15 protein-coding genes and 1 tRNA gene are annotated in these 21,323 nt (G+C 51.8%); 8 read left to right on the forward strand and 8 right to left on the reverse strand.

Annotated features, from left to right (window positions below):
• Positions 1 to 6 precede the first annotated feature (6 nt).
• Complete coding sequence (locus tag OQ371_RS20650) at positions 7 to 729, forward strand: LytR/AlgR family response regulator transcription factor (RefSeq protein WP_265990230.1); 723 nt, start codon at positions 7 to 9, stop codon at positions 727 to 729.
• Positions 730 to 740: 11 nt separating this feature from the next.
• On the opposite strand, the gene pdxH is transcribed toward OQ371_RS20650, so the two are convergent.
• Entirely contained in the window at positions 741 to 1,382 is a 642-nt protein-coding gene (gene pdxH / locus OQ371_RS20655; RefSeq protein ID WP_265990231.1) for a pyridoxamine 5'-phosphate oxidase, read from the reverse strand.
• Positions 1,383 to 1,477: 95 nt separating this feature from the next.
• Between pdxH and OQ371_RS20660 the strand changes: the two genes are divergently transcribed.
• The 5 genes from OQ371_RS20660 (at position 1,478) to OQ371_RS20680 (ending at position 9,797) form a co-directional block, all read left to right on the forward strand.
• Positions 1,478 to 3,712 (forward strand): DUF349 domain-containing protein, encoded by a 2,235-nt coding sequence (locus OQ371_RS20660; RefSeq protein WP_265990232.1) that lies wholly within the window; start codon positions 1,478 to 1,480, stop codon positions 3,710 to 3,712.
• Between the two features lie 100 nt (positions 3,713 to 3,812).
• Positions 3,813 to 3,885, forward strand: a tRNA-Thr gene (locus OQ371_RS20665).
• Positions 3,886 to 5,035: 1,150 nt separating this feature from the next.
• The gene (locus OQ371_RS20670) at positions 5,036 to 7,240 is read left to right on the forward strand and encodes a hypothetical protein (RefSeq protein ID WP_265990233.1); all 2,205 of its coding nucleotides are present in this window, start codon (positions 5,036 to 5,038) and stop codon (positions 7,238 to 7,240) included.
• A gap of 4 nt (positions 7,241 to 7,244) precedes the next feature.
• On the forward strand, positions 7,245 to 8,411 hold the full coding sequence (locus tag OQ371_RS20675) for a hypothetical protein (RefSeq protein WP_265990234.1): 1,167 nt from the start codon (positions 7,245 to 7,247) through the stop codon (positions 8,409 to 8,411).
• Positions 8,412 to 8,771: 360 nt separating this feature from the next.
• Positions 8,772 to 9,797, forward strand: coding sequence for a rod shape-determining protein (locus tag OQ371_RS20680; protein WP_265990235.1), 1,026 nt, complete (start codon positions 8,772 to 8,774; stop codon positions 9,795 to 9,797).
• 47 nt (positions 9,798 to 9,844) lie between these two features.
• Here OQ371_RS20680 and OQ371_RS20685 read toward each other — a convergent pair whose 3' ends face one another.
• From OQ371_RS20685 to OQ371_RS20695, 3 genes are all read right to left on the reverse strand, one after another.
• Positions 9,845 to 10,360, reverse strand: a complete 516-nt coding sequence (locus tag OQ371_RS20685; protein WP_265990236.1) for a hypothetical protein — start codon at positions 10,358 to 10,360, stop codon at positions 9,845 to 9,847.
• Between the two features lie 205 nt (positions 10,361 to 10,565).
• Positions 10,566 to 11,570: a chemotaxis protein CheB gene (locus OQ371_RS20690; RefSeq protein WP_265990237.1), complete on the reverse strand. Its 1,005-nt coding sequence runs from the start codon at positions 11,568 to 11,570 to the stop codon at positions 10,566 to 10,568.
• A gap of 52 nt (positions 11,571 to 11,622) precedes the next feature.
• Positions 11,623 to 16,533, reverse strand: coding sequence for a PAS domain S-box protein (locus OQ371_RS20695; protein WP_265990238.1), 4,911 nt, complete (start codon positions 16,531 to 16,533; stop codon positions 11,623 to 11,625).
• Between the two features lie 390 nt (positions 16,534 to 16,923).
• Between OQ371_RS20695 and OQ371_RS20700 the strand changes: the two genes are divergently transcribed.
• Positions 16,924 to 17,424, forward strand: a complete 501-nt coding sequence (locus OQ371_RS20700; protein ID WP_265990239.1) for a response regulator — start codon at positions 16,924 to 16,926, stop codon at positions 17,422 to 17,424.
• 420 nt (positions 17,425 to 17,844) lie between these two features.
• On the opposite strand, the gene OQ371_RS20705 is transcribed toward OQ371_RS20700, so the two are convergent.
• Positions 17,845 to 18,099 carry a hypothetical protein gene (locus OQ371_RS20705; protein WP_265990240.1) on the reverse strand — a complete coding sequence of 85 codons (255 nt, stop codon included), beginning with the start codon at positions 18,097 to 18,099 and terminating at the stop codon, positions 17,845 to 17,847.
• Between the two features lie 417 nt (positions 18,100 to 18,516).
• Here OQ371_RS20705 and OQ371_RS20710 point away from each other — a divergent pair, with 417 nt between their 5' ends.
• Positions 18,517 to 18,702 carry a hypothetical protein gene (locus tag OQ371_RS20710; RefSeq protein WP_265990241.1) on the forward strand — a complete coding sequence of 62 codons (186 nt, stop codon included), beginning with the start codon at positions 18,517 to 18,519 and terminating at the stop codon, positions 18,700 to 18,702.
• A 134-nt stretch (positions 18,703 to 18,836) separates the two neighbouring features.
• Here the strand turns inward: OQ371_RS20710 and OQ371_RS20715 are convergent, their stop codons facing one another.
• The 3 genes from OQ371_RS20715 to OQ371_RS20725 all read right to left on the reverse strand — a co-directional run bounded on the left by OQ371_RS20715 (position 18,837) and on the right by OQ371_RS20725 (position 21,319).
• Complete coding sequence (locus tag OQ371_RS20715) at positions 18,837 to 19,253, reverse strand: helix-turn-helix domain-containing protein (protein WP_265990242.1); 417 nt, start codon at positions 19,251 to 19,253, stop codon at positions 18,837 to 18,839.
• A gap of 743 nt (positions 19,254 to 19,996) precedes the next feature.
• Positions 19,997 to 20,257, reverse strand: coding sequence for a hypothetical protein (locus tag OQ371_RS20720; protein ID WP_265990243.1), 261 nt, complete (start codon positions 20,255 to 20,257; stop codon positions 19,997 to 19,999).
• A gap of 672 nt (positions 20,258 to 20,929) precedes the next feature.
• Complete coding sequence (locus OQ371_RS20725; protein ID WP_265990244.1) at positions 20,930 to 21,319, reverse strand: response regulator; 390 nt, start codon at positions 21,317 to 21,319, stop codon at positions 20,930 to 20,932.
• Positions 21,320 to 21,323: the final 4 nt, after the last annotated feature.

Raw genomic sequence — 21,323 nt, forward strand, 5'->3', positions numbered from 1 at the left:
CCTTGTATGGCTGAACCCATCCGCTGCCTGATTGTAGACGACGAACTAGCCGCCCACTACGTACTGGAAAACTACATTGGCCGCGTCGACCGGCTGGTGCTGGCCGGGCAGTGTTACAATGCGCTGGATGCCATCAACTTTCTGCACCGCGAGCCCGTCGACCTCCTGTTTCTGGACATCAACATGCCCGAACTGAGCGGTCTGGAACTGCTCGGCGCGCTGAGTCATATTCCGAAAACCATTCTGACAACGGCTTACACGGAGTTTGCGCTCCAGAGTTACGACTACGGCGTGACGGATTACCTGGTCAAACCCATTCAGTTTCCCCGGTTTCTGAAAGCCGTTGATAAGGTGCTGAACCTGGCGGCACCGGCCGGGGGCTTGGCTTCCGCTCCGACGGCAGGCCCCAAACCCCCATCCGATTCGATCGTGGTGAAGGTGGATGCCGAGTGGGTGCGCGTGCGGTTCGACGAACTGCTGTACGCCCAGAGTTGGGGCAATTACGTCAAGCTGTTTCTGCCGGGCCGGATGCTGCTGACCCCGCTGACCACCTCCGAGCTGGAAAGTCGCCTGCCCGCCGATCAGTTTATCCGCATCCACAAATCCTACATCATCGCGCTCAACAAAATCGAACGGCTGAGCGGCAACACGCTCTACATCGGCGAAACCGAACTGCCGGTGGGCATCACCTTCCGGCGCGAGCTGACCGAGCGGCTGCATCACTCCTGATTTATCCTTCGCTAAGGCGAAAGCCGTTCGATGACCCAGGCATCGTTTTCCTGGCGGTACAGCACCCGGTCGTGGAGTCGGCTGGGGCGCCCCTGCCAGAACTCGACGCGGTCGGGCATGAGCCGGTAGCCACCCCAGTGCGGTGGGCGCGGAACGGGTTGGTTCGCAAACTGCTGTTCGAGTTCGCGCTGCCGTTGTTCGAGGTCCGCCCGGCTTTCAACTACCGAGCTTTGGTGCGACACCCAGGCGCCAATCTGGCTGCCCCGCGGACGGCTTTGGAAATAAGCGTCGGATTCTTCAGGGCTCACTTTTTCGATGGTGCCTTCAACGCGAATCTGCCGTTCCAGTTCCGGATAAAAAAAGGTTAATGAGGCAACGGGGTGAGCCGCCAGTTCGCCCCCTTTTCGGCTTTGGTAGTTGGTGAAAAAAGTAAAACCGTCTTCATCAACGCCTTTTACCAGCACAATCCGTCCGGAAGGGCGGCCATCCGACCCCACCGTTGCCAGGTGCATGGCGTTGGGTTCCAGCACGCCCGCACTCAGTGCTTCCGAAAACCAGCGCTGAAATTGAGCGAATGGACTAATTAAAACATCCGATGGGTCTAAACCGTTAAGGGTGTACTCTTTTCGTAGTTCGGCCAGTGGTGACAGCATAAGTGGATGGTTTCGAACTGTTGGGGAAATTAGCAAGGGGATAATAATCCGCTTTTTTTCGTATTTTTGCAAAAGTAACGATTCCCAAAAATCGTATGGCTAGCGAAGAGCAAGAAATAACTGAACGTAAGGACCAGAATCCGACACCTTCTCCGGAAGTAAAACCGGATACTGAGCCGACTGATGCGGTTGACTCAACCGAAGAAACGACAGGTCAGGCTGAAGAAGAACCCACCGTCCAACCGGCTGAAGCCGTTGAAGCGGCTGCTGAACCGGAGCAGACGGATGAACCGGCCGGTACGGTAAATGCCGAACCGGAACCGGGTGGAACGGCAACCGGGGAGGAACCCACCAAAACCGTTGATACGGAACCGTCGGCGGAGGCCGAAGCGACGTCCGATCAATCGTCGTCGGAGGAAGAAACCACGCAGGAACCCTCGGCCCGGATGGAGACGGCTCCGTCGGAACCGGGTGCCGAACCCGCACCTGAACCATCGGTTGACCTGGAAATGCATCAGGATCCATCGGATGCAGCCGAGGCTGAGCTGGATGAAACAGCCCCGTCGGTGGATTATAGTCAGTATACCAAAGCCGAAATGGTTGGTGTGCTCGAAAAACAGCTGGCTTCGCTCAAAAGCGAGACGGTTTCCCCCGGAGATTATCGCCGGGCCGACGAGGTGCTGAAGGAAATCCGTCCGTTATTCGACCAGTCGAAAGCCGCCGACCGAACGACCGCCCTGCAACGCTACGTTCAGGAAACAGGTTCAGACGAAGGTTTTGACTACCGGCAGGATGACGTAGTGGGTCGGTTCGAGAGTCTGTATAAGCAGATTAAGGACCAGAAAAATCAGTACTTCCAGCAACTGGAGAAAGCCAAAGACAACAATTTTAATATTAAAACCGACCTGTTGCGCCGGCTGCGCGAGCTGGTGGAAGCCGACGAAAACAACGCCGGTGATCCGAAGACCAGCTGGAGCGGCTTCAAGCAGATTCAGGACGAATGGAAGGCGGCCGGAAACGTTTCCTCGCCCCATAACGCCACGCTCTGGGCTACGTACCATGCGCTGGTTGATCGGTATTACAGCAACCGCAATATTTACTTTGAATTAAAAGAACTCGATCGGAAAAGAAATCAGACGCTGAAAACCGAACTCTGTGAGAAGGTCGAAGCCCTGGTTCAGGCGAATGAAGGCAACCCGGTAACGAAAGCCGTTATCGACGAAGCCAACGCCCTCTTCGAGGAATATAAACACATTGGCCCGGCTCCCAAAGCGGAGCAGGAGGTTTTGTGGCAACGGTTCAAAAAGTCGCTTGATACGTTGTACGACCGTCGGCGCGGCCAGAACGAGGAAATCCGGCGGGAAGGAGCTCAGTTGTACGAAGAAAAATCGAAACTGTACGAAGAGCTGGTTCCGTTTACGTCATTCACCTCGAACAGCATCAACGACTGGAACGAAAAGACCCGCGAGGTCATGACGATCCAGGATCGCTGGAACGCCATTCGCGGACCCATGCCGCGGGAGGAAGGCAAAGACCTGAGCAAGAAGTTCTGGGCCGCCCTGAAGCAGTTTTTCCACCATAAAGGCGAGTTCTTCAAGCAACTGGAAAGCAAACGGGAGCAAAACCTGAAAGCCAAAACCCGCCTGTGCGAGGATGTGGAAGCCATTCTGGAGTCGGGTGAAGAGTCGGCGGAAGCAACCCAGAAAGTCATTGAGCTGCAACGGCAGTGGAAAACCATCGGTCAGGTTCCGGAGAAGTTCAAAGATTCGATCTTTGAGCGTTTTAAAGCGGCCTGCGACGGTTTCTTCAATAAAAAACGTTCGCGTAACCAGGCAGTTGAAAAAGAATTTGAGGAAAATCTGGCGAACAAAATCGCCCTCTGCGAACGCATTGAAGCCGCGGCAACCAGCCAGAACGCAGACCTGACCCAGTTGAACGAGTTTAAAAAAGAATGGTCGCAGATCGGGTATGTGCCGAAGAAAGACATGCAGTCGATTCAGAAGCGCTACATCAATGCCGTCAATTCATTTGTTGGCGCCAGCGGTAAAATCTCATCCCGTGACAAAGAACGGCTGACGCTGGAAAACGAAGCCGAGCTGATTCGGGAAACGGGTTCGTCGCGCGATCTGTACAAAAAAGAAGGCGATATTCGCCGGCGGATGACGACGCTGGAAAACGATATCGCAGTGTATAACAACAACATCGAGTTCTTCAGTCGGTCGAAAGGCGCGGACAAACTGCGGGCGGATATTGACAAGAAAATTCAGGCTGCCCAGAAGCAACTGGAGGATCTTAAACACCAGCTCAAGGTCATTCGGGAGGCTCAGTAAGAAATATATACGGCTTTTCGGAAAAATAAACCCGGCTTTATTTGACAGAAAGGGCAAAAACACTACCTTTGCACCAGGTTTACAAAAAGCCAAACGGATTGCCTCCATAGCTCAGCTGGTAGAGCAACTGACTTGTAATCAGTAGGTCGTTGGTTCGATCCCGACTGGGGGCTCATTTAAAAGCACTTACGAAATTTCGTAAGTGCTTTTTGTTTTTTAGCTCCGGGAGCGCATTTCTCATGCCAGAGATCTGCCTTTCTGCAATAAATTACCCGTCTTCTCGAATCGTTTCTGAACGATAAAACCAAAAGTCGCAGGCCATATGATAAAAGGGACATAGGCTCCTGCCTTATTTTTGGAATGAATTTTGCGCTAAAACGAGTGGACGTGGCCCTAGTGGCCCATTTCGCCCAGGGAGCAAGCGTCCGGCATCCCGTTTTTCTCTAGTCCTAATTTTGTCGGGTTTATAAGCAATGGAGGCTCACTAGCCAGCGCCGTGCGGAAAGCGGCTACTTGAAGGGCATTATAGTTTTTTTTGCTGGCCTGGTAACATTAAGTGAACGTCCTTAGATGTAGCTACTTTCGGGTAGTTCGGGGGTTAAGACAAAATACTCATCTGAAAGTAGCCAGCAAAGAATATTTATGCCTACGTTGCTTCGTCAAGATTTCTTCGATAACTTTCGCAAGTGAAACGCCCGGTATTTACGGCCGAACGAAAAGATTCACCTGCTGAACAGAAGGATTCACTGAATGAAACAGGTACCCTCTGTCCGACAAATGTTAGTTATAATTAGGTAGTACTCACACGGATAGATTTATATAAAAAGGGGCTGCGGGAGTGGATGGGATGTTAAAATCGTTTTATGCCCCGTAGTCCGTAAAATTGCTTAATGAAGTATCGGGTGCGTGTGGATGTGCTGGAGTGCGTTAAATCTGCGTGGACCACGACCGAAATCGCTTCTTGAACAATTAACAAACTTATGCAGGCCATCTTGTACAAGCCTAAAACCAGTTGCCAAGTAGTCAATACTCGCTCTAACACCCGCCGTTGGCGGTCAGCGCTGGTCATTCAGCGGTTTGATAATCAGGTATATAAACGTGTTTTGTTGTCTCGTTAGCCCAGCGGTTGGAGTCCTCCGATTTCAAACCGTTCGGGTCTTTGTATATTACAAATCAGAGATTGCAAACTGGCAGCAAAATATTGATTCAATACAGTTAACTTTAAACAACGTTAATGAAAGATTTAGTAACCGTGCACAGTTTTCGTTTTTAGCCTACCTGTCCTACTTTTAATCAGGTTCTTACTCTAACCAAAACTAAAATATGACCTCATCTTTTACCCGGGAACAGCAAATCAACTCGATCATTGGAAAACGACAGGCTTTAGCGAAAAAGTTAAGTTACATCAGACAGCAACTGATTTCTTTGAATACGGCCATCGATCAGATGGAGCAGCGACGCGAAGAAATCTTTAACTCAACCAATAATGAAACCGTTCGCTTTCGCTTATTAAGCATTGAGCTGGACCGGCTTCGGCAGAGCATCCTCACGGAAGAGCAGAACATTACCCGGTATCATTCCCGGTTTGCCCGTAAAACGCTTAACATCGGCGTGGTGGGGCTGGCCCGGCAGGGAAAGAGCCGCTTGCTCCACAGCCTGTCTGGATTAGATAGCAACGCCATTCCCGCTGGTCCTTTCGGCCATTGTACGGGCGCGCGCAGTACCATCGTGCACAATCCGGCCCTGGACCCACGTGGAGAAATCTACTTTTATACAAAAGACGAATTCGTCCGGAACGTCATTGCTCCCTATTACAGCGAATTGCTGGATTCATCGCCCCCCCCGGCGACCCTGGAAGAATTTGAAAGCCGGCCCCTGCCAACCCTGCCGATTGAGAAGCAGCAAAGCGTGAGCGCCCGGGTGAAATACGCCCAGCTGGAGTTGTATAAAAACCACCTGGCCGACTACAAACCGCTGCTTTCGCTGACGTCTCCGAAATACGTGCCGATTGATACGGTGCGGGAGTACATCGCGCAGGATGATGCTGCCGGGCAACGGGTCTTTTATAACTACCTGGCCGTGCGGGAAGCACGCGTCATTTGCGCCTTTCCGCACGAAAACGTAGGCGATATTGCCTTCATCGACATGCCCGGGCTGGGCGATACGGGACTGGTGGCGGAAAACTGGCTGCTCAGCGCCCTGAGCAACGACGTCGACATCGTTCTGTTTGTCAAGAAACCGTCCGGGCTGGGTGAGGTCTGGAAGCCCCAGGAGATCGACCTGTACGACACCACGCGGGGCGTCTTGCCCGAATTGCCGCTGGAAATGTGGTCGTTCCTGGTCATGAACCATGTCCGTTCCTCGTCACCAAATGAAGATAACCTGCGGAATTGCGAACGACTGCTGGGTGAAAAGGCCGAGCAGCTCAAGTTTGCCGGTTCGGTTATCGCCGACTGTTCCAATCCCGACGAAGTAAAAGAACTCGTGCTCCAGAAAGTACTGGATTACCTGACGCAGAACATCGAGCGAATCGACTACCTGTACGTCAATTCGCTGTACGACCGGTTGAAGGGGCTGCAAAATCAGGTGAAATCCGAGATGCAGAAGGCCAAAGAGGCTCTCGGCACGGTTTCGGAATCGACCCCTTTTAACTTCAACAGCTTCAACCGCCTGTTCAGAGATGTGATCAAGCGGGTGTACAGCGGTTTTGAGCAGTTAACAAAAGAATTACGCGACCAGCGCGAAATTCCCGACGCGTCGTTCCAGGAGTACGTTTCCCGCTCGCAGGAAAATGCGTACGCGGATTCGGGCATTCCCAGCATCGAAGAGATTGAAGACACCCGGAACCTGCTGGGTGGCTATAAATCCGCCTGTGAGTATTACCTGAACTACAACCGAACCCACCTGACCCAGCACTTTGAGAGCCTGGAAGAGGGATTGAGCCGTTCGGTGGAGTCGGTGAAGGTCCAGTTGGCGGAAGTATTGCGGAATGCCTACCAGGGGCGACTGAATCACCTGAGTTCCAACATCGGGACCTCGTTCCTGCGGGATGTAACGACCCAGTTGGGCGATCAGTACCCGGCTTTGCATCCCGCCTTCGAAATGCTGATTGATTTTAAACTTTCGTATCAGGGCTTTTTCTATTACCGACTTCGCCGGCACCTCGATTACCTGACACCCGACACCGGGATGGCGGAACTCAGCGTTAAGCCGACCGCCAAAGAAATTCAGGATCTGCTGATTGCGATGCACAAAATCGTACTGGAAAACCTGAAGGATGAATTACTGTACTGGCCGATTGAGATCAATCACGCCATTTTCGCCATGATCGAACAATTTGTCGATAAAGTGTTGCGCTCTGAAAATGCACTGGATGAGTGGCAATCTTTCTACATAGAAAACCGGGCAAAGGTTTGGCCAGAAAACTTCCAGGAGCTATCTGTTAATAATGGGTTAAGATGGCAATGGCTAGAAATCACTGAGCGAGTGAGTACCGTAAACAAATCCATTTTAACATTCGAAAGTTAAGATTATGCTTACAGAATTTAATATCACCGTACTTGGATCAGCGCGCGCCGGTAAGACTAGTCTGCTTTCATCGATATACAACCAGTTTTCGGAGGTTATCGGAGAAGACAATGACCTCGAGATCAAGCCAGTAGCTGAGGCCGATTCGCAGTTGGAAAAGCAGGTCGGCGATTTGCAGAGCGCCTTTAGCAGCGCTACGCAAATGCCGCTGAATAATGCGGATGTCGTTCCGGCCACCACCATCGTTGGTGAAAAAAGCATCACCAAGATTGAATACGACTATAACTTCGGGCGGAAAAATAGCAAATACCGGAACGGTTCGAACAAAAACGGCCTGCCTGATCTGAAGCAGCTTTTCAACCTGGGGCAGAAGAATAAAAAGCCGAAAGTAGTTCTGGGCAAGAATGGTTCAACGGACATCGGTTACCGGTTCAACCTGGGTCAGAAAAACAAAAAGCCAAAAGTTCAGCTGGTTCTCCGGGATTATCCCGGAGAGCAGATCCTGGACAACTCCAAAGAGGTGATCTACCGCATCCGCGAATGCGCCGTCACCATGATTACCATCGACACCCCGGCCCTGATGGTGGAAGGGGAGCGTTCGCTATCCTGGGCGTTTCACAAAGACCGCAACCTGCTCGAAAAAGGAAAAAACAGCAGCAGTATGCAGGCTATTTTTCAGGAAGCCTACAAAGGGCTGAAAGAGAAAAAACTGGTTATTCTGGTGCCGGTCAAGTGCGAGAAATGGATGAAAGATTCCGCATCGGCCAACCAGTTGCTGGATCGGATCAAAACCGGCTATAAAAGCCTGCTCGACCTGTTCGCCAGCGAGGAGATGCAGGACAACGTAGCCGTGGTGGTGACCCCGGTTGAGACAATGGGCAACGTGGTTTATGCGTACATGGACAAGTCGGACAGCTATTCTCCGCAGTTTATGAAACGCGGTATTGCGGCCAAGTTCGACCCCCGGTATTGCGATCAGCCCCTGCGGTATATCCTGCGTTTTGTGCTCAAACGGTTTCTGGAAAGTCCGGGCTTCTGGTTTGAATGGTTTGGAAACGACAAGCCTTTCCTGAACGCCATTGATGACTTCTCCCGGGGCTGTAAATCCGATCCATCCCTGGGCATTCAAACCAACGGGTTTACCATTATTCAGGGCGGCCAGTTGCTATAAAACCGTGCCGTTTTCCAGTTGAATTCAAAAGTAAATATGAGTTAACCTTATACGCTGTCTGGACTGAAAAGAGGTAATCGACACGTTTATAGCTGCCCGCATTGAAAGCCGAATCGGTGCTATATACTTCACAAAGCTGCGGGTAATCCCGGAAACTATAGTTTCTCTTTTCAGACCATATCGATTGAAATAGAATAAGAAACCGACGCGCCAAAGTTTCTGTCCGGCTTCGCTGTACCCGGGGAATATCCTAGTTTGCCTGACCTGCAACAAGTTGAAGATATCTTCGCTATATTGATTCGTTTTTCTGCCGCTTACGCCAACTGCTTATCAATTTTCTACGAAGGAGGGGTCATCTACATGAGGTTCTTTAACTTTTTATCCAGTGACATTGCGATTGACCTCGGTACGGCCAATACACTCATCATTCACAACAACGAAATTGTTGTTGACGAACCCTCCATCATTGCGATCCATAAAGTCAGTGGTAGTGTGTTGGCAATTGGCCATAAAGCCATGCAGATGCACGAAAAAACCAACGAAAACATCCGAACGCTCCGGCCTTTACGGGATGGCGTTATTGCTGACTTCACGGCGGCAGAATTGATGATCCGGGGGTTGGTCAAAATGATTGGTAATGGCAGTAAATTATTTGCTCCGGCCCACCGGATGGTCGTCTCCGTTCCGTCCGGAATTACAGAGGTAGAAAAACGGGCGGTGAAAGATTCGTGCGAACACGCGGGGGCCAAAGAAGTCTTCATGGTCTACGAGCCTCTGGCTGCGGCCATCGGAATCGGCATTGACATCACGAAGCCCAACGGTACGATGGTCGTTGATATTGGCGGTGGCACGACCGAAATTGCCGTTGTGGCCCTGTCGGGCATTATTTGCGAGCAATCCATCCGGACGGCAGGCGATGTATTTACGAGCGACATTGTGGATTACATGCGCCGGGAGCACAATCTGCTGATTGGGGAACGGTCGGCCGAGCAGATCAAAATAGGCGTGGGATCGGCGCTGCCGGAACTGGACAATCCGCCACTGGATTATGAAGTCAGGGGCCGGGATTTGATGACCGGTATTCCGAAAGAAATCAAGGTTAGCTACAGCGAAATCGCCTATTCAATCGATAAATCGGTTGCGAAAATCGAGGAAGCCGTCATGAAAGCGCTGGAAAATACCCCGCCGGAACTGGCGTCGGATATTTTCGCCAACGGGATTCACCTGACGGGCGGGGGAGCCATGCTGCACGGCCTGGACAAGCGCCTAAGGACCAAAACGCAGCTGCCCATTCACGTGGCCGACGATCCACTGAAAGCCGTGGTGAAAGGCACGGGAGAGGTCATTAAAAATCTGGACTTATACAAGTCGCTGCTGCTAAGTTAAAACGCGACAGCCTGCCCTTTATAATCAATTTTTCCCAGCCAGACGGCTTAGTTTGCCTCCCTTAATTCCGAAAGACGATTGCTTAGAAGCTGGCAGGTTATTTGTGCCAGGGTCAATCGCCGTTGTGTCGACTTTAACAACGATTGATAATGGTTTAAAAGTCCTCCATGGGGGGCTTTCTGAAGGGCTTTCTCCAGAAAAGTAACCAGATTTGTGTACGATTCCTGCTTCTTTTCCCAATTGCCAAGCCGTTTTTGCGTCAAATTAATCTGCTCTTGCTGCAGCTTTCGGACGGTAGTTAGCGCCGGTTTCAATGGTTTTTTCAAGAGACTGCGCCATTCTTTCTGGAGTTTTTTAATTGGCGCCAGACAGGATGCGCCGTCGAACGCGTCAACCGGCAACAGCATGTTTCCCGATTGATCGTTTAATTGGGCTTGCAGCAATTTTTCTCCCTGTTCCACCAGGACATTGATCATTTCAAAACCAACTTCCAGGCGGCTACAACCGAATGAAAACTGATGCTTGTTCCCCCGTTCATCGCAGGTGATTAAAAGAATTGTCATGACCGGAAACGCTTTGGGTGAAGGCATTTATCCGAAAAGAAGGCCTTCATATCGGTTCATCAGTAGGCAGATTATACCCAATTTGACATCCCTAAATTACCGGAAAGGTTTTATTTGTTGCAACGATTGATGAAGGAAGTTTATAACTCCAGCACCCGTTAGGGAATTTGCATCTAAAAATGCCGAATAGCCGAACTCGCTTTCGTTAACTGTTAAACTTTTGCTGCTCAAAGATAAAGTTCCGCAGGAAGTCGGTGCGCTTCCGGGTTTCCTGGGCTTTCGTGAAGTAGTCCTGGGCGGCCTCGCTGTTCTTTCCTTCAACCAGCACTTTTCCCGATTGCTCGAGCAGAATGACGGTTTCTTCCAGGCTTTTGACCGACCGCCACAGATCGTCCTCGACGGTTTTGCTCACTTCCGCCAACAGCGAACTGGCCGTAAAGGCGTGGCCCGTGTGGCAGCGGTACCGGATAATCTTGCCTTCCTGAATGCTTACCAGGCTGCCATTGCATTCCGGACAGGTCAGGGGCGTCAGAGGGCCCATGTTCAGGATTCCCATCTGGAAGGCATTGTCCTGAGCGGCAATATTTATCTCGGCTTCCAGGCGGCTGGTTTCCTGCTCTTCCAGCGAAGGGACCTCCGGAGCAGTTTGCTTCGTGAGTTCAACCAGCAACTCCGCCAGTTCGGATACTGGGGCGATATGATCGACATCGACGTATTCCAGCACACTTTGGGGCATACTGGCGTACATGGCATCGTCGGGGGATTGGATGACGCCCAGCCCGCCCAGCCGTTTCACCGTCCACAAACCCGAGGTACCGTCATCGAGCAGCCCCGTCAGCACGACTCCAATGACCCGGGGACCGTAGCGGTAGGCCGCCGACCGAAACAGCGCGTCAATCGAAGGCCGAAAGCGGTTTTCTTTCGGCCCCTTTTTCACAATAACCTGATCGTACTCAATCAGCAGGTGATGATCGGGCGGGGCCACGTAGATGTGACCGGATTGAACCAGTTCGCCGTCTACCGGATGGCTCACCGGCAATTTACACACATGCGCCAGAATTTTAGGCAGCAGGCTCGGCGAATGGGGCGAAACGTGCTGAACAATAAAGATGGATGCCTCCAGGTCGGCCGGCAAACCGGCCACCAGTTCTTTCAACGCATAAACGCCACCCGCTGATGCACCAATAACAATAATATCCCGTTTTGCCATATCGTTTCTTAAATAACCCGGCTTTGCAAGTGATGTTTAATATAATGGCAAATCAGTGCTTCGGATCAGCAGTATACCGACGCGGCCAGGAAATCCGGAATACCGTTCCGGTGCCTAATTCGCTTTCCACATCCAGTTTGGCCGACAGCAGGTCGCAGAGTTGCCGAACGATCGACAGGCCGATGCCTTCGCCGGAACTTCCCGAGGGGTTCTTCGTAACGGGTTGAGGTGTGTCGTCCGAAGCCTTGCCGGAAGGCCGTCGGAGTTCCTGCAGCACCTCTTCGCGCATGCCCGGCCCGGTGTCCTGCACACTCAACGTCCATTGATTTTCCGGACTGGCTGCGTGCCAGCGAACCGTTATGCCCCCCTGTCGGGTGTATTTGATGGCGTTAAGGACCAGATTCTGAATAATGCGCTCTATTTTCATCGCGTCCCCTTCCACCTCCAGCGGGGCGGTTCCTTCGGTTCGGAACCAAAGCCCTTTTTCGGCCACCAATGGCTCTACGGTCTCGCTCAGGGTCCGGATGAGCTGGGCAACATCGAAGGTGGTAAACTGAACGTTTTCCTGGCCAGCTTCCAGACGGGCGTAATCCAGGAGCTGCGTGAGCATCCGGGTGGCCTGGCGGATGTTCCGTTGCAGCATCTCAAACATTTTGGCGCGCTCTTCCTCCGATGAAACCATCGTCAGCAGCGAAGCCGTGCCCGAAATAACGCCGAAGTTGCCCCGCAGGTCGTGGGAGGTTTCGCGTAAAAACTGGCCCCGCTGGCGCATTTGCCGACGGAGTTCTTCCAGCGCGTTCAGGGATTCGTTGGAAGCCCGGAGTTCTTCGAGCCAGTGGTCCTGCTGGCTTTCGGCCCGTTTGAGGGCGGTGATGTCCAGGCCCGTCACCACCACTCCGCCGTCGAAGCGGGTGGCCGATACGGCGGTCCATTCGTCTGATTCGCCGGGAAGATGGTGTTCCTCGTAAAACGGATCGCCGTTTTCCCGGATTTGCTTCAGTCGTTCCCGCGTCTGTTCCTGCCAGAGTAAATCGGCGATCTGCTCGACGGACTGGCCAATCAGCTCCTGGGCCGGTTTCCCCTGCAAGTCGGCAAATTTCTGATTGCAGACGGCCAGCCGGAAGTCCACAATCTCCTGCAGATCACCGTCCTGCAGAACCGCTTTGAAGAAGGCAATCCAGGCGGGCGAACTGTCGAGCACGGCCTGCAGATTCTCCGTCAGTTCCTGAAGCTGGGTAATGTCGCGGGCAATGGCCAGCACACTGCGCACCGTGCCGTCGCTGGCCGGTTCGGGAACCATGCGCGAGAAATACAGCGTAAGCCCCGCAGGTGTCGGAAAGGAGTTGTAATGTTCCTGCGGTTTGCCAGTCACAAAAACCTGCTTCAGTTTGTCCATGTACGGCACCGCAATGGAGTCGGGCTGACCCATTTCCTGGTTGGTTTTTCCGAGCAGATCGGAAAGGGAGAGGCCCGTTTTTCCCTCAAAAGCGGTATTGGCAAAGATCAGTTTCAATTCCTGATTCCAGCGGGTGATGATATCCGGGGTGTTTTCAACCAGCGTCCGGAATTCTTCTTCGCTTTTCCGGAGCTTTTCCTGGGCCAGCACCATGTCGGTAATATCCTGCTTGAAACCCACCACCTTGAAAGGCTGACCGGCTTCATCGCGCAGGACTTCACCCCGGACGTACAGGTAACGCATTTGCTGATCGGATTGGAAAATCCGGCGAATGTATTCAAACGGCTGGCCGTCCTGCATGGCCTGCTCAAGGCGCGCCTGGGCGGGAGCCAGGTCATCCGGGTGGGTATGGGCGGCAATCAGGTCCACGGTGAACTCCACGCTATGGGGCTCGTACCCAAACAACCGGTATAATTCGTTCGACGCCAGGATTTTCTGACTGGCAAACTCCCGTTCGTAACTGCCGATGCGGGCAATCATCTCGGTCTGATTGAGGAGCGTATTGGCTTCCGCCAGCTCGTGGGTCCGCTGCTGCACCCGCCGGTCCAGCTCCTGATTCAGTTCTTTCTGAAGGTGAACGTCCGCGCAGGTACCGATGTATCCGTTAAAGACTCCTTCCGGCGAAAGCGTCGGCTGGGCCTGTTCGAGCATCCAGCGGTATTGGCCGTCGCTGCGCAGCAGGCGGTATTCGGTGGTGAACGGCTGCCGGTCTGCAAAGCGGGCGTGGTAGGTGGCCAGATACTGCACCCGGTCGTCGGGATGAATGCCCTGGGCCCAGCCCTGACCGACTTCTTCCTCCATCGAACGACCCGTGTAGTTCAGCCACGCCCGGTTGAGGTAGCTATACCGCCGGTCGACGCCGGCCACCCACGTCAGCGCGGGCGAATTGTCGACGATGGCGTGAAACCAGGCTTCACGTTCCTGCGACAGGCGCTGGGCCCGGCGGTGCTCGGTAATTTCCTCGATGGCCATCAGAATGGCTTCCTTCCGCTGCTGACGGACCACCCGCCGGGCGTTGAGCAGCAGCACCTTCTCCAGGCCGTTTGGTAAGGTGTATGAATACTCAAATCCTTGGATCTGAACGTCCTGCGTAATAACGCCCGCCAGCCGTTCGCGCAACCGGGCGCTGTCCCACTGCCGGCCGTTGAGCTCGTACAGCAGCCGGCCTTCGACATCTTCCCGGCGAATTTCAAACATCTCGTAAAAAGTCGAATTGGCACTCCGCACGCGCAGGTCGGCGTCGAGAACGAGGGTGGCTTCGCGCAGGGTGGCAAAAATGGCTTCGGCAAACTCGTAGGCTTCCGAAAGCTGCTCGTTGCGGACCTGGAGTTCCTGGTTAATGGTCAGGAGTTCCTCGTTGGTCGATTCGATTTCTTCCTTGCTGGTTTCCAGCTCCTCGTTGATGCTCTGCAACTCCTCGTTGCTGCTGACGATTTCTTCGTTGGCCGATTGCAGTTCTTCGTTTCCGGCTTCCTGTTCTTCGATCAGCGAATGCATGTCGCGCCGGACGGTCGCCAGTTCCTCTTCGAGTTCCTTGATCCGGCGGTTTCGGGCTTTGACCGGACCGGTTTCGGGGATTTCCGGCGGGCTGGTTTCCTGAAAGACAATGAGAAATAACCGTTCGTCGCCGTCACTTTCGAGCGGAGCGGCTTCGATGGCGACGTAGTGGGTTGAGCCGCCGACTTTCATTTCCAGCCCGCTTTTGCGAACAGACTGCCCTGATTTGAGCACCTTATGAACGGCATTGCGCAGTTCAAAGGAGAGCGAAGGCCGGGCCATTTTCAGCAGATTCAGGCTGGCGCGGCCCTGCGAATGTTCCAGATACAAGGCCGTTGATCCGCGAAAGCTCAGAATGTCCAGGTCCTGGTTGACGACCACACTGGCGGGAACGTATTGGTTGAGCAGCAACGCATCAATCCGTTGTTCAATGTCGTTGATGGGGGGCACGCTTGGCCGGTTGGACGGAGGTCGCCGGGCTACCTGGGGGGGAGGACTGGGCTCAATCGTGCGGGGCTGAAGCTCAAAACTGGCCCGCCGGGCTACGTCGTTTTTACGGGCGTAAATCTTGTAGGCTTTCTCGACCGGGATAAACAGGGAGGCCGAGGAACCAACGGTTTCGGATTTGCCCAGCAACAGATACCCCCGCGGGTTGAGCCCGTAATGAAACATGGTCAAGGCCCGGCGTTGCAGGCTGCCGTTGAGGTAAATGAGCAAATTCCGGCAACTCACCAGATCGACCCGCGAGAAGGGCGGGTCTTTGAAAATATTGTGGGGCGCAAAAACGCAGAGGTCGCGGATGGATTTGTTGATCCGGTAATGATCGTCCTGCTTGGTGAAAAAACGGTGGAGTCGCCGGGGAGCAATGTCCATGACTTCCGAGCGGGAGTAGCTACCCAGCCGGGCCTTGGCAATGGCGTTTTCGCTCAGGTCCGTGGCAAAAATCTGAATAACCATCGAGGAAGCCCGGTCGCCCAGTACTTCCATCAGCAGCATGGCCAGTGAATAAGCCTCCTGGCCCGTTGAGCAGGCCGGTACCCAGATTCGCAGCGGTTCTCCTTCGTTGTTTTCACTGATCATGCGCGGGAGCAACACCTTCTTGAGGTATTCCATCACCTCCGTATCGCGGAAGAACGACGTCACATTGATCAGCAGGTCGCTGTAAAGCAGGTTGGCTTCCTGAGGATTCAGCCGCAGGTGCTGGGCGTAATCTTTCAGGGTTTCCAGTTTGTAGAGCAACATCCGGCGGATGATCCGGCGCCGGATGGTGGTTACTTTGTACTGACTGAAATCGACGCCTACCGACTTGCGGAGAAACGCCAGAATGGGTTTGAGTTCTTCATCGGATGTCTGGCTTTCTTCGGCGTCATCGGCCTGGGCCGTCAGTTGAAATACATCCGACTGCTGGCTGAGCCGCCCGAGTTCACTGGCAATTTGTTCGGGCGGTAAGACCAGATCCACCACGCCTTCGGCAATGGCCGAACGGGGCATTCCCTGGTACAGAGCGGTATGGTCCTGCGCAATGGTGATACCCCCGGCATCTTTGATGGCTTTTAAACCCTGGGTACCGTCGCCATCCAGCCCCGACAGGATCACGCCAATGGCTCCGGTTTTCTGGCGGGCCGCCAGCGAAACAAAAAACCGGTCGACGGGCATTTGAACCACTTCATCGTCGGTTGCCAATGCCTTCTGACGGGAAAATTGCATCAGCAAACCGTCGACGATTTCCATGTCCTTTCCGGGCGGAACAATGTAAACGTGGTTGGGAGCAATGGGTTCCTGGTCCCCGGCTTCGATCACGGGGATCCGGCTGACCTGACTCAGCACATCGGCAATCGTATACTTGGCATTCGGGTCGGGATGCTGCACATAGACAAACGCAAATCCCGTGGTGGGGGATAATTCTGCCAATAGGGCCGACAAAGCTTCGAGTCCACCCATTGATGCTCCAATCGCCACGACCGGAACGGGTTGAGCGGGAGAATCTCGAAGCGATTTTCGTTTGGCCATAAATCAGGACACGTTAAAGTTTATACACGAAATGGATGCTTTCCCGGTAGAATCGGTTGGTCTGCACATCCAACAACGGATTAAGAGGGCCGGCTGTTTGCAAGACTGAGCGCTCAAAAACCGGTTACCGTCGGTAATATACGATTAATTTAATCGCTTTAAGATTGACGCATCGGTCAATCCGGTTTCATTCAAACTGGGCAAAAGCGCTTCCAAATTACCCTAAAAATTTACCTTGGGTCAAGTCGGAATGGCAATGTCTGGGCATTTTGTTGGCTGTAGGTATAGTCTCGGTGGACAGTTTTGACCGTGGTCAATATTTTGGAGCAACGGACAATCGGTAAGGCAATCAGAATCGTATATGGCTCTGAACCACCCTGCGGATCGTAAATGTACAAAACATTCATCACGAATCAGGCTGTCCCCCAGAAGAACCGTACCCAGCGCTTGGAAAAAGCAAAAATTCTGATCATCGAAAATAGCCCGGAGCAGGGGCCGTTGATCGAAACGTCCATGCAGTATTTTTTTACGGAGGTGGAGCTTGTTCGAACGCGCACGCGGGAGCAAGCCCTGGCTTACCTGGAGGGATGCTTAATGACTGGGCAGGCGTTGCCTTTATTTATCATGCTGGATTTGTACCTGCCCAACAAAGCGGATAGCTGGCGGCTGCTGGAGCAGTTGCGGGGCCACGGCAGTGCCATGAGCTCCCTTCCTGTAGTGATGTTGAGTGCTTCGGATTACGATGAAGACATCGCAGAGTCGTACAGCCGGGGAGTGACTTCATACTTGGTCAAGCCCGTCGAAACGGAGGGCTGGAATAAGCTCCTGCGGGCGCTGAAACGATATTGGTTGAGTACGGTTTTGCTGCCTGATTCGCCAGATAAGCCTTGAACGTTTTAGAATCACTTAAAAAAGACTGAGAGGAGGTTTTGCATTAGATCCCGCTTAGGCCGTCAAGCAGCGTTTCTTCGGGGCGTTTTGCCGTTGCGTCGGGTGCGGAAAAAGGTTGGCATTAGGAACAAATACAATGCCAATGGTAACTATCTTAGAAACAATAGTAACAATATTGGCAATTCAACGTTAAAAAGGTGGTTCGAGATCATATGAAATATTCTGGAGGCATCGTTATCATACGGCACAAAAGTTGTTTATAGCTTCTAAACCGTAACTATTTCAACTTTATATCCATGAACCATTGCATTGATTTCGTTCCTTTTAGTAAGCCCCAGAAGCAGTATCCCTGGGCCATGCTGTATGTTTTTGGCCCGACCTTTCGGTTTGGTTACTTTATTTCGGCGAATTGACGCCCTCTTAATAAGGATTTAGTACCTGTTCATATTCCAGTTGAAGTTCCCGGATGGCATCATCAACGGGCATGCCGTCAAAGGCTTCAAGCGGGAGGTCCGTCTGCCTTCCTTCCGGATCAGTCAGGCTGGCCGACCGAATCTGGTAGCCCGTAGCAACGAAGAAATTCAGCGCATTGAGGTGCGAATCGAGCTCGGTGGCGTAGAAGCTGTGATTAAAGCGTTCGCCCGTAGGAGAGTCTATGATGAAGTGTAGCAGCATCAGAATAGCAGACGGGAACCGGATAGGCCGGCAAGCCCGGTCATTTTGAAGCTGTAAAAATAACCGGATGAATGGTAACTGGCAACCCGCTTAATAAGAAAGCCCGGTCTAGTTGCGGGTCCTTTATTTCCGGAGCGGTTAGTCCAACGGTTTAGTGATGGTTAATTGAAAAAAAAGTCCTTTTTTATTTTCATTAGTCCACAAAATGCCGTTGACAGTCGCATCCGTCCGTGTTTTCAGGTAAAAAATTGATGAGCTATTTTTCAATTTAAACCGTTCACTCAATAAAAAACGCGCAATAAAAACTGCCGTTAATACAAAAACGTTATAAATATCGGATTAATGTCTTATTCTTACTGAGGCAAGTGGTAGCGTCACAAAGTAGCCTGCATTTCCTGTTTTAACCAACGTCGACCCATGAAAAAACAGATTCTTATTTTAAATATGCTGGCCTTCTTTTTCGCCCTGGCTACCACGGCGACATGCGGTATTCTGCAAATTGCCGGCGCTATGGTGGCGCTGGGCCTTTGTGCCGGCGCTTTGATGTTTTCTTCAGCCCGTAAGGTTGACGAAAACAACAATCCGGTATCGTCGGATCTGTGAGATCCTGCAGCCGATGGCGGCTTGCGAAGACTTGTTTCCTGAAGAATACGGGTTTCGCTCTTCAGGACAGTGAAATATAATACCACCAACGAGCGAATCGTCGGTTAGTGAGCGTCTTAAAAGATTAGTGGCCTCTACACCTTTCCCGTTTCCAGCCTTTTAACAAACCGTCGTAGCGTATCACGGCTAATGGGCTGGGTGAGCGATGAGTTAACGTACTTTAGGGCTAGATGCATGTTGTTGGGGTACAACGAAAAAGCCTGTTTAATGCGCTCAACCTGCTCCTGGCATTCCAGACTAAGCCTGGGCTTGACCCCCCGGCCCGGTTTATCCTTCAACGCCTGAATTCCACCTTCTTCCCATCGATCCATCCAGTTATAAATGCTGCGACGGTCCACGTTAAAAAGCTCCATCAGCTCCCGCGCGCTCAAACCATAGTAGCTGTAGAGAATGCACTGGCTGCGCTTCTGTAGAATGCCGCTGCCCTGTTGAAAAGCTAAATAACGAAGTTGCTTGATCTCCTCGGGAGACAAATTTTTAATGGCTCTCATAATGAATAACGGGGTTGAACAGAGAACTTGACTCAACGGAACTATTTCAAGCAAAGTGATTAATTGAATTTCAATCGATTAATAGGCAGTGGGTTAATTACCAAAGTTAGTATGAAAAAACTAGCGTATCAAGAGAACCGTTACACTATACGTTATAAATGTTGAAAAATTTATATATTCAAGTACATAAGGTGAAATTGATCTTTTAGCAGGTCCATCGGCCGGGAGCGGAGATCGGTTGATAAGACCGTAGTTTCCAGAAGATACCGCGATCATAAAATTGAAATCTACAAGAAACGCGGGATAAGTACTTGAAGATAAATTCCTTTAAAATTGCAATAATAAATAGGAGGAGTAATAATGGAAATGCCTCTCGGACATATAAACGTCTCCTGTGGCAGGCCACAGCCGTAATTACCACGGCAGAGAGGGGTTAGAAAGAATTGCCTTTGCGGTAAAGTGGCAGAACCAATCAAATAGCTGATTGCCCGTGCTGGCAAACTTTACGCGGATAAATGGATTGTTAGAAGGGGGATTCCTGTAAAAACAAGCCGACTGCACCGCAGTCGGTTTGTAAAAATACGTGTATGGCTGATGCTCGAAATGGGCATCAATCCTTCGTATGACGCAGGCGCCTATAAGAAGTCACATCGGTCCGTAAAAAGGTGGGGATCGTATCTATCCCTGAACTTTGGCCTTCGGGCAGAGACACCGGAAAGCCCGCCCGCTCCAGGAGTAATGCATTAGCTCAACTGCCTTCGTGCCACCGCCGACAGGATGGTGTGCCCTTCCAGAGCCAGCGCTTTGGCCGACCGGGTACATACTACCCAAAAAAGATCGTCTTTCTGATGCTTGACAATGGAATAGGTCTTGCCCATAGCCCGGTACAACCGATTGCATTCGCGCAATGCCTCGATGTGGCTGTTGTATTGACGCAGTTGAGTTTCGTACAGGGCTTTGGCCAGCCGACTCAGCCGAATGTAAGATCGGATCGATTCAATCATGATGTATAGGTCGTTAAATGTCCCAACCGTCACTATCGCCCTACAAGTTCGGTGGTCAAAAGAGCGATAGGCGGAAACTTAGCTTTAAAAGAGAGCCTGGCCGGATGGTCAGGGCTCTCGTAAAACGTTGAGTAAACCAAAGGTGAATCTGCAAATGCTGTACCAGAGACAGCAAACTGACGAAAATCAGTTGGTATTTTCGTGTCCGTTAATACCCCGGGGTAAAGTCGTGCTATACGGCAAGCGGATTGGCTTAGTAAAAAACAAACCCGGCTTAAACAAGCCGGGCTGTAAATCTTTTTCTCTGTCCTACCTATACTCCGGTAGTACCGTATTTAAGGGCAAAATCAATGCCATGTTACCAAGACGATAGTATAAGTCACATATATTCATTTAAAATTGCTAAAGTCGTTAATGAGTGTGGACAAATAGATGCAATAAATATCGGCGTGGTGTCTGGAAAACGCTGGCACCCTTGCTGAACAGCCTGAAGAAAGGGGCTAAAATAGACAATCCCGCCATTTGACGGGATTGTCTATACGAATGACGGAATAACAGACGGTGTTGATAGGAAAGCAGGATTTTCGCCTGGAACGCGTCTGGTAAATTGGTTTATTACGGTTTCCCGATTCAGGTTTCCTCCAGGCCAGCGTCCCGCCGGATTTGCCCTTTTCAGCGGACCTCCGAGATGGGTTTAAGCAGGTTTTCGATTTTTTGCAGCAGATCCGGAATTTCAAACGGCTTCGGCAAAAAGGCGTCGGGCGTGGACTGGATCACTCCCTGCCGGGCAATGGGCATTTCGGCCCCCGACATGAGAATAACAGGCAGTTTACGGCGGGATGCCTTGATGTTCTCCAATACTTCAATTCCACTTTTCTGGGGCATCAGCAAATCCAGAAGGATCAGGTCGGGTTGTTGCAGGGAAGAAAGAAGCCAGTCAATCGCTTCCTGCCCGTCTTTGGCAATCAGTACCTCGTACCCGGCTTTCGTCAAATGGATAGTCAATAACTGCCTGTATGTGGCGTTATCGTCAACAATAAGAATGGTTTGTTTGCGATTCATTTTT

The organism is Larkinella insperata, assembly GCF_026248825.1.
In the GTDB taxonomy this organism is placed as follows: Bacteria; Bacteroidota; Bacteroidia; order Cytophagales; family Spirosomataceae; genus Larkinella; species Larkinella insperata.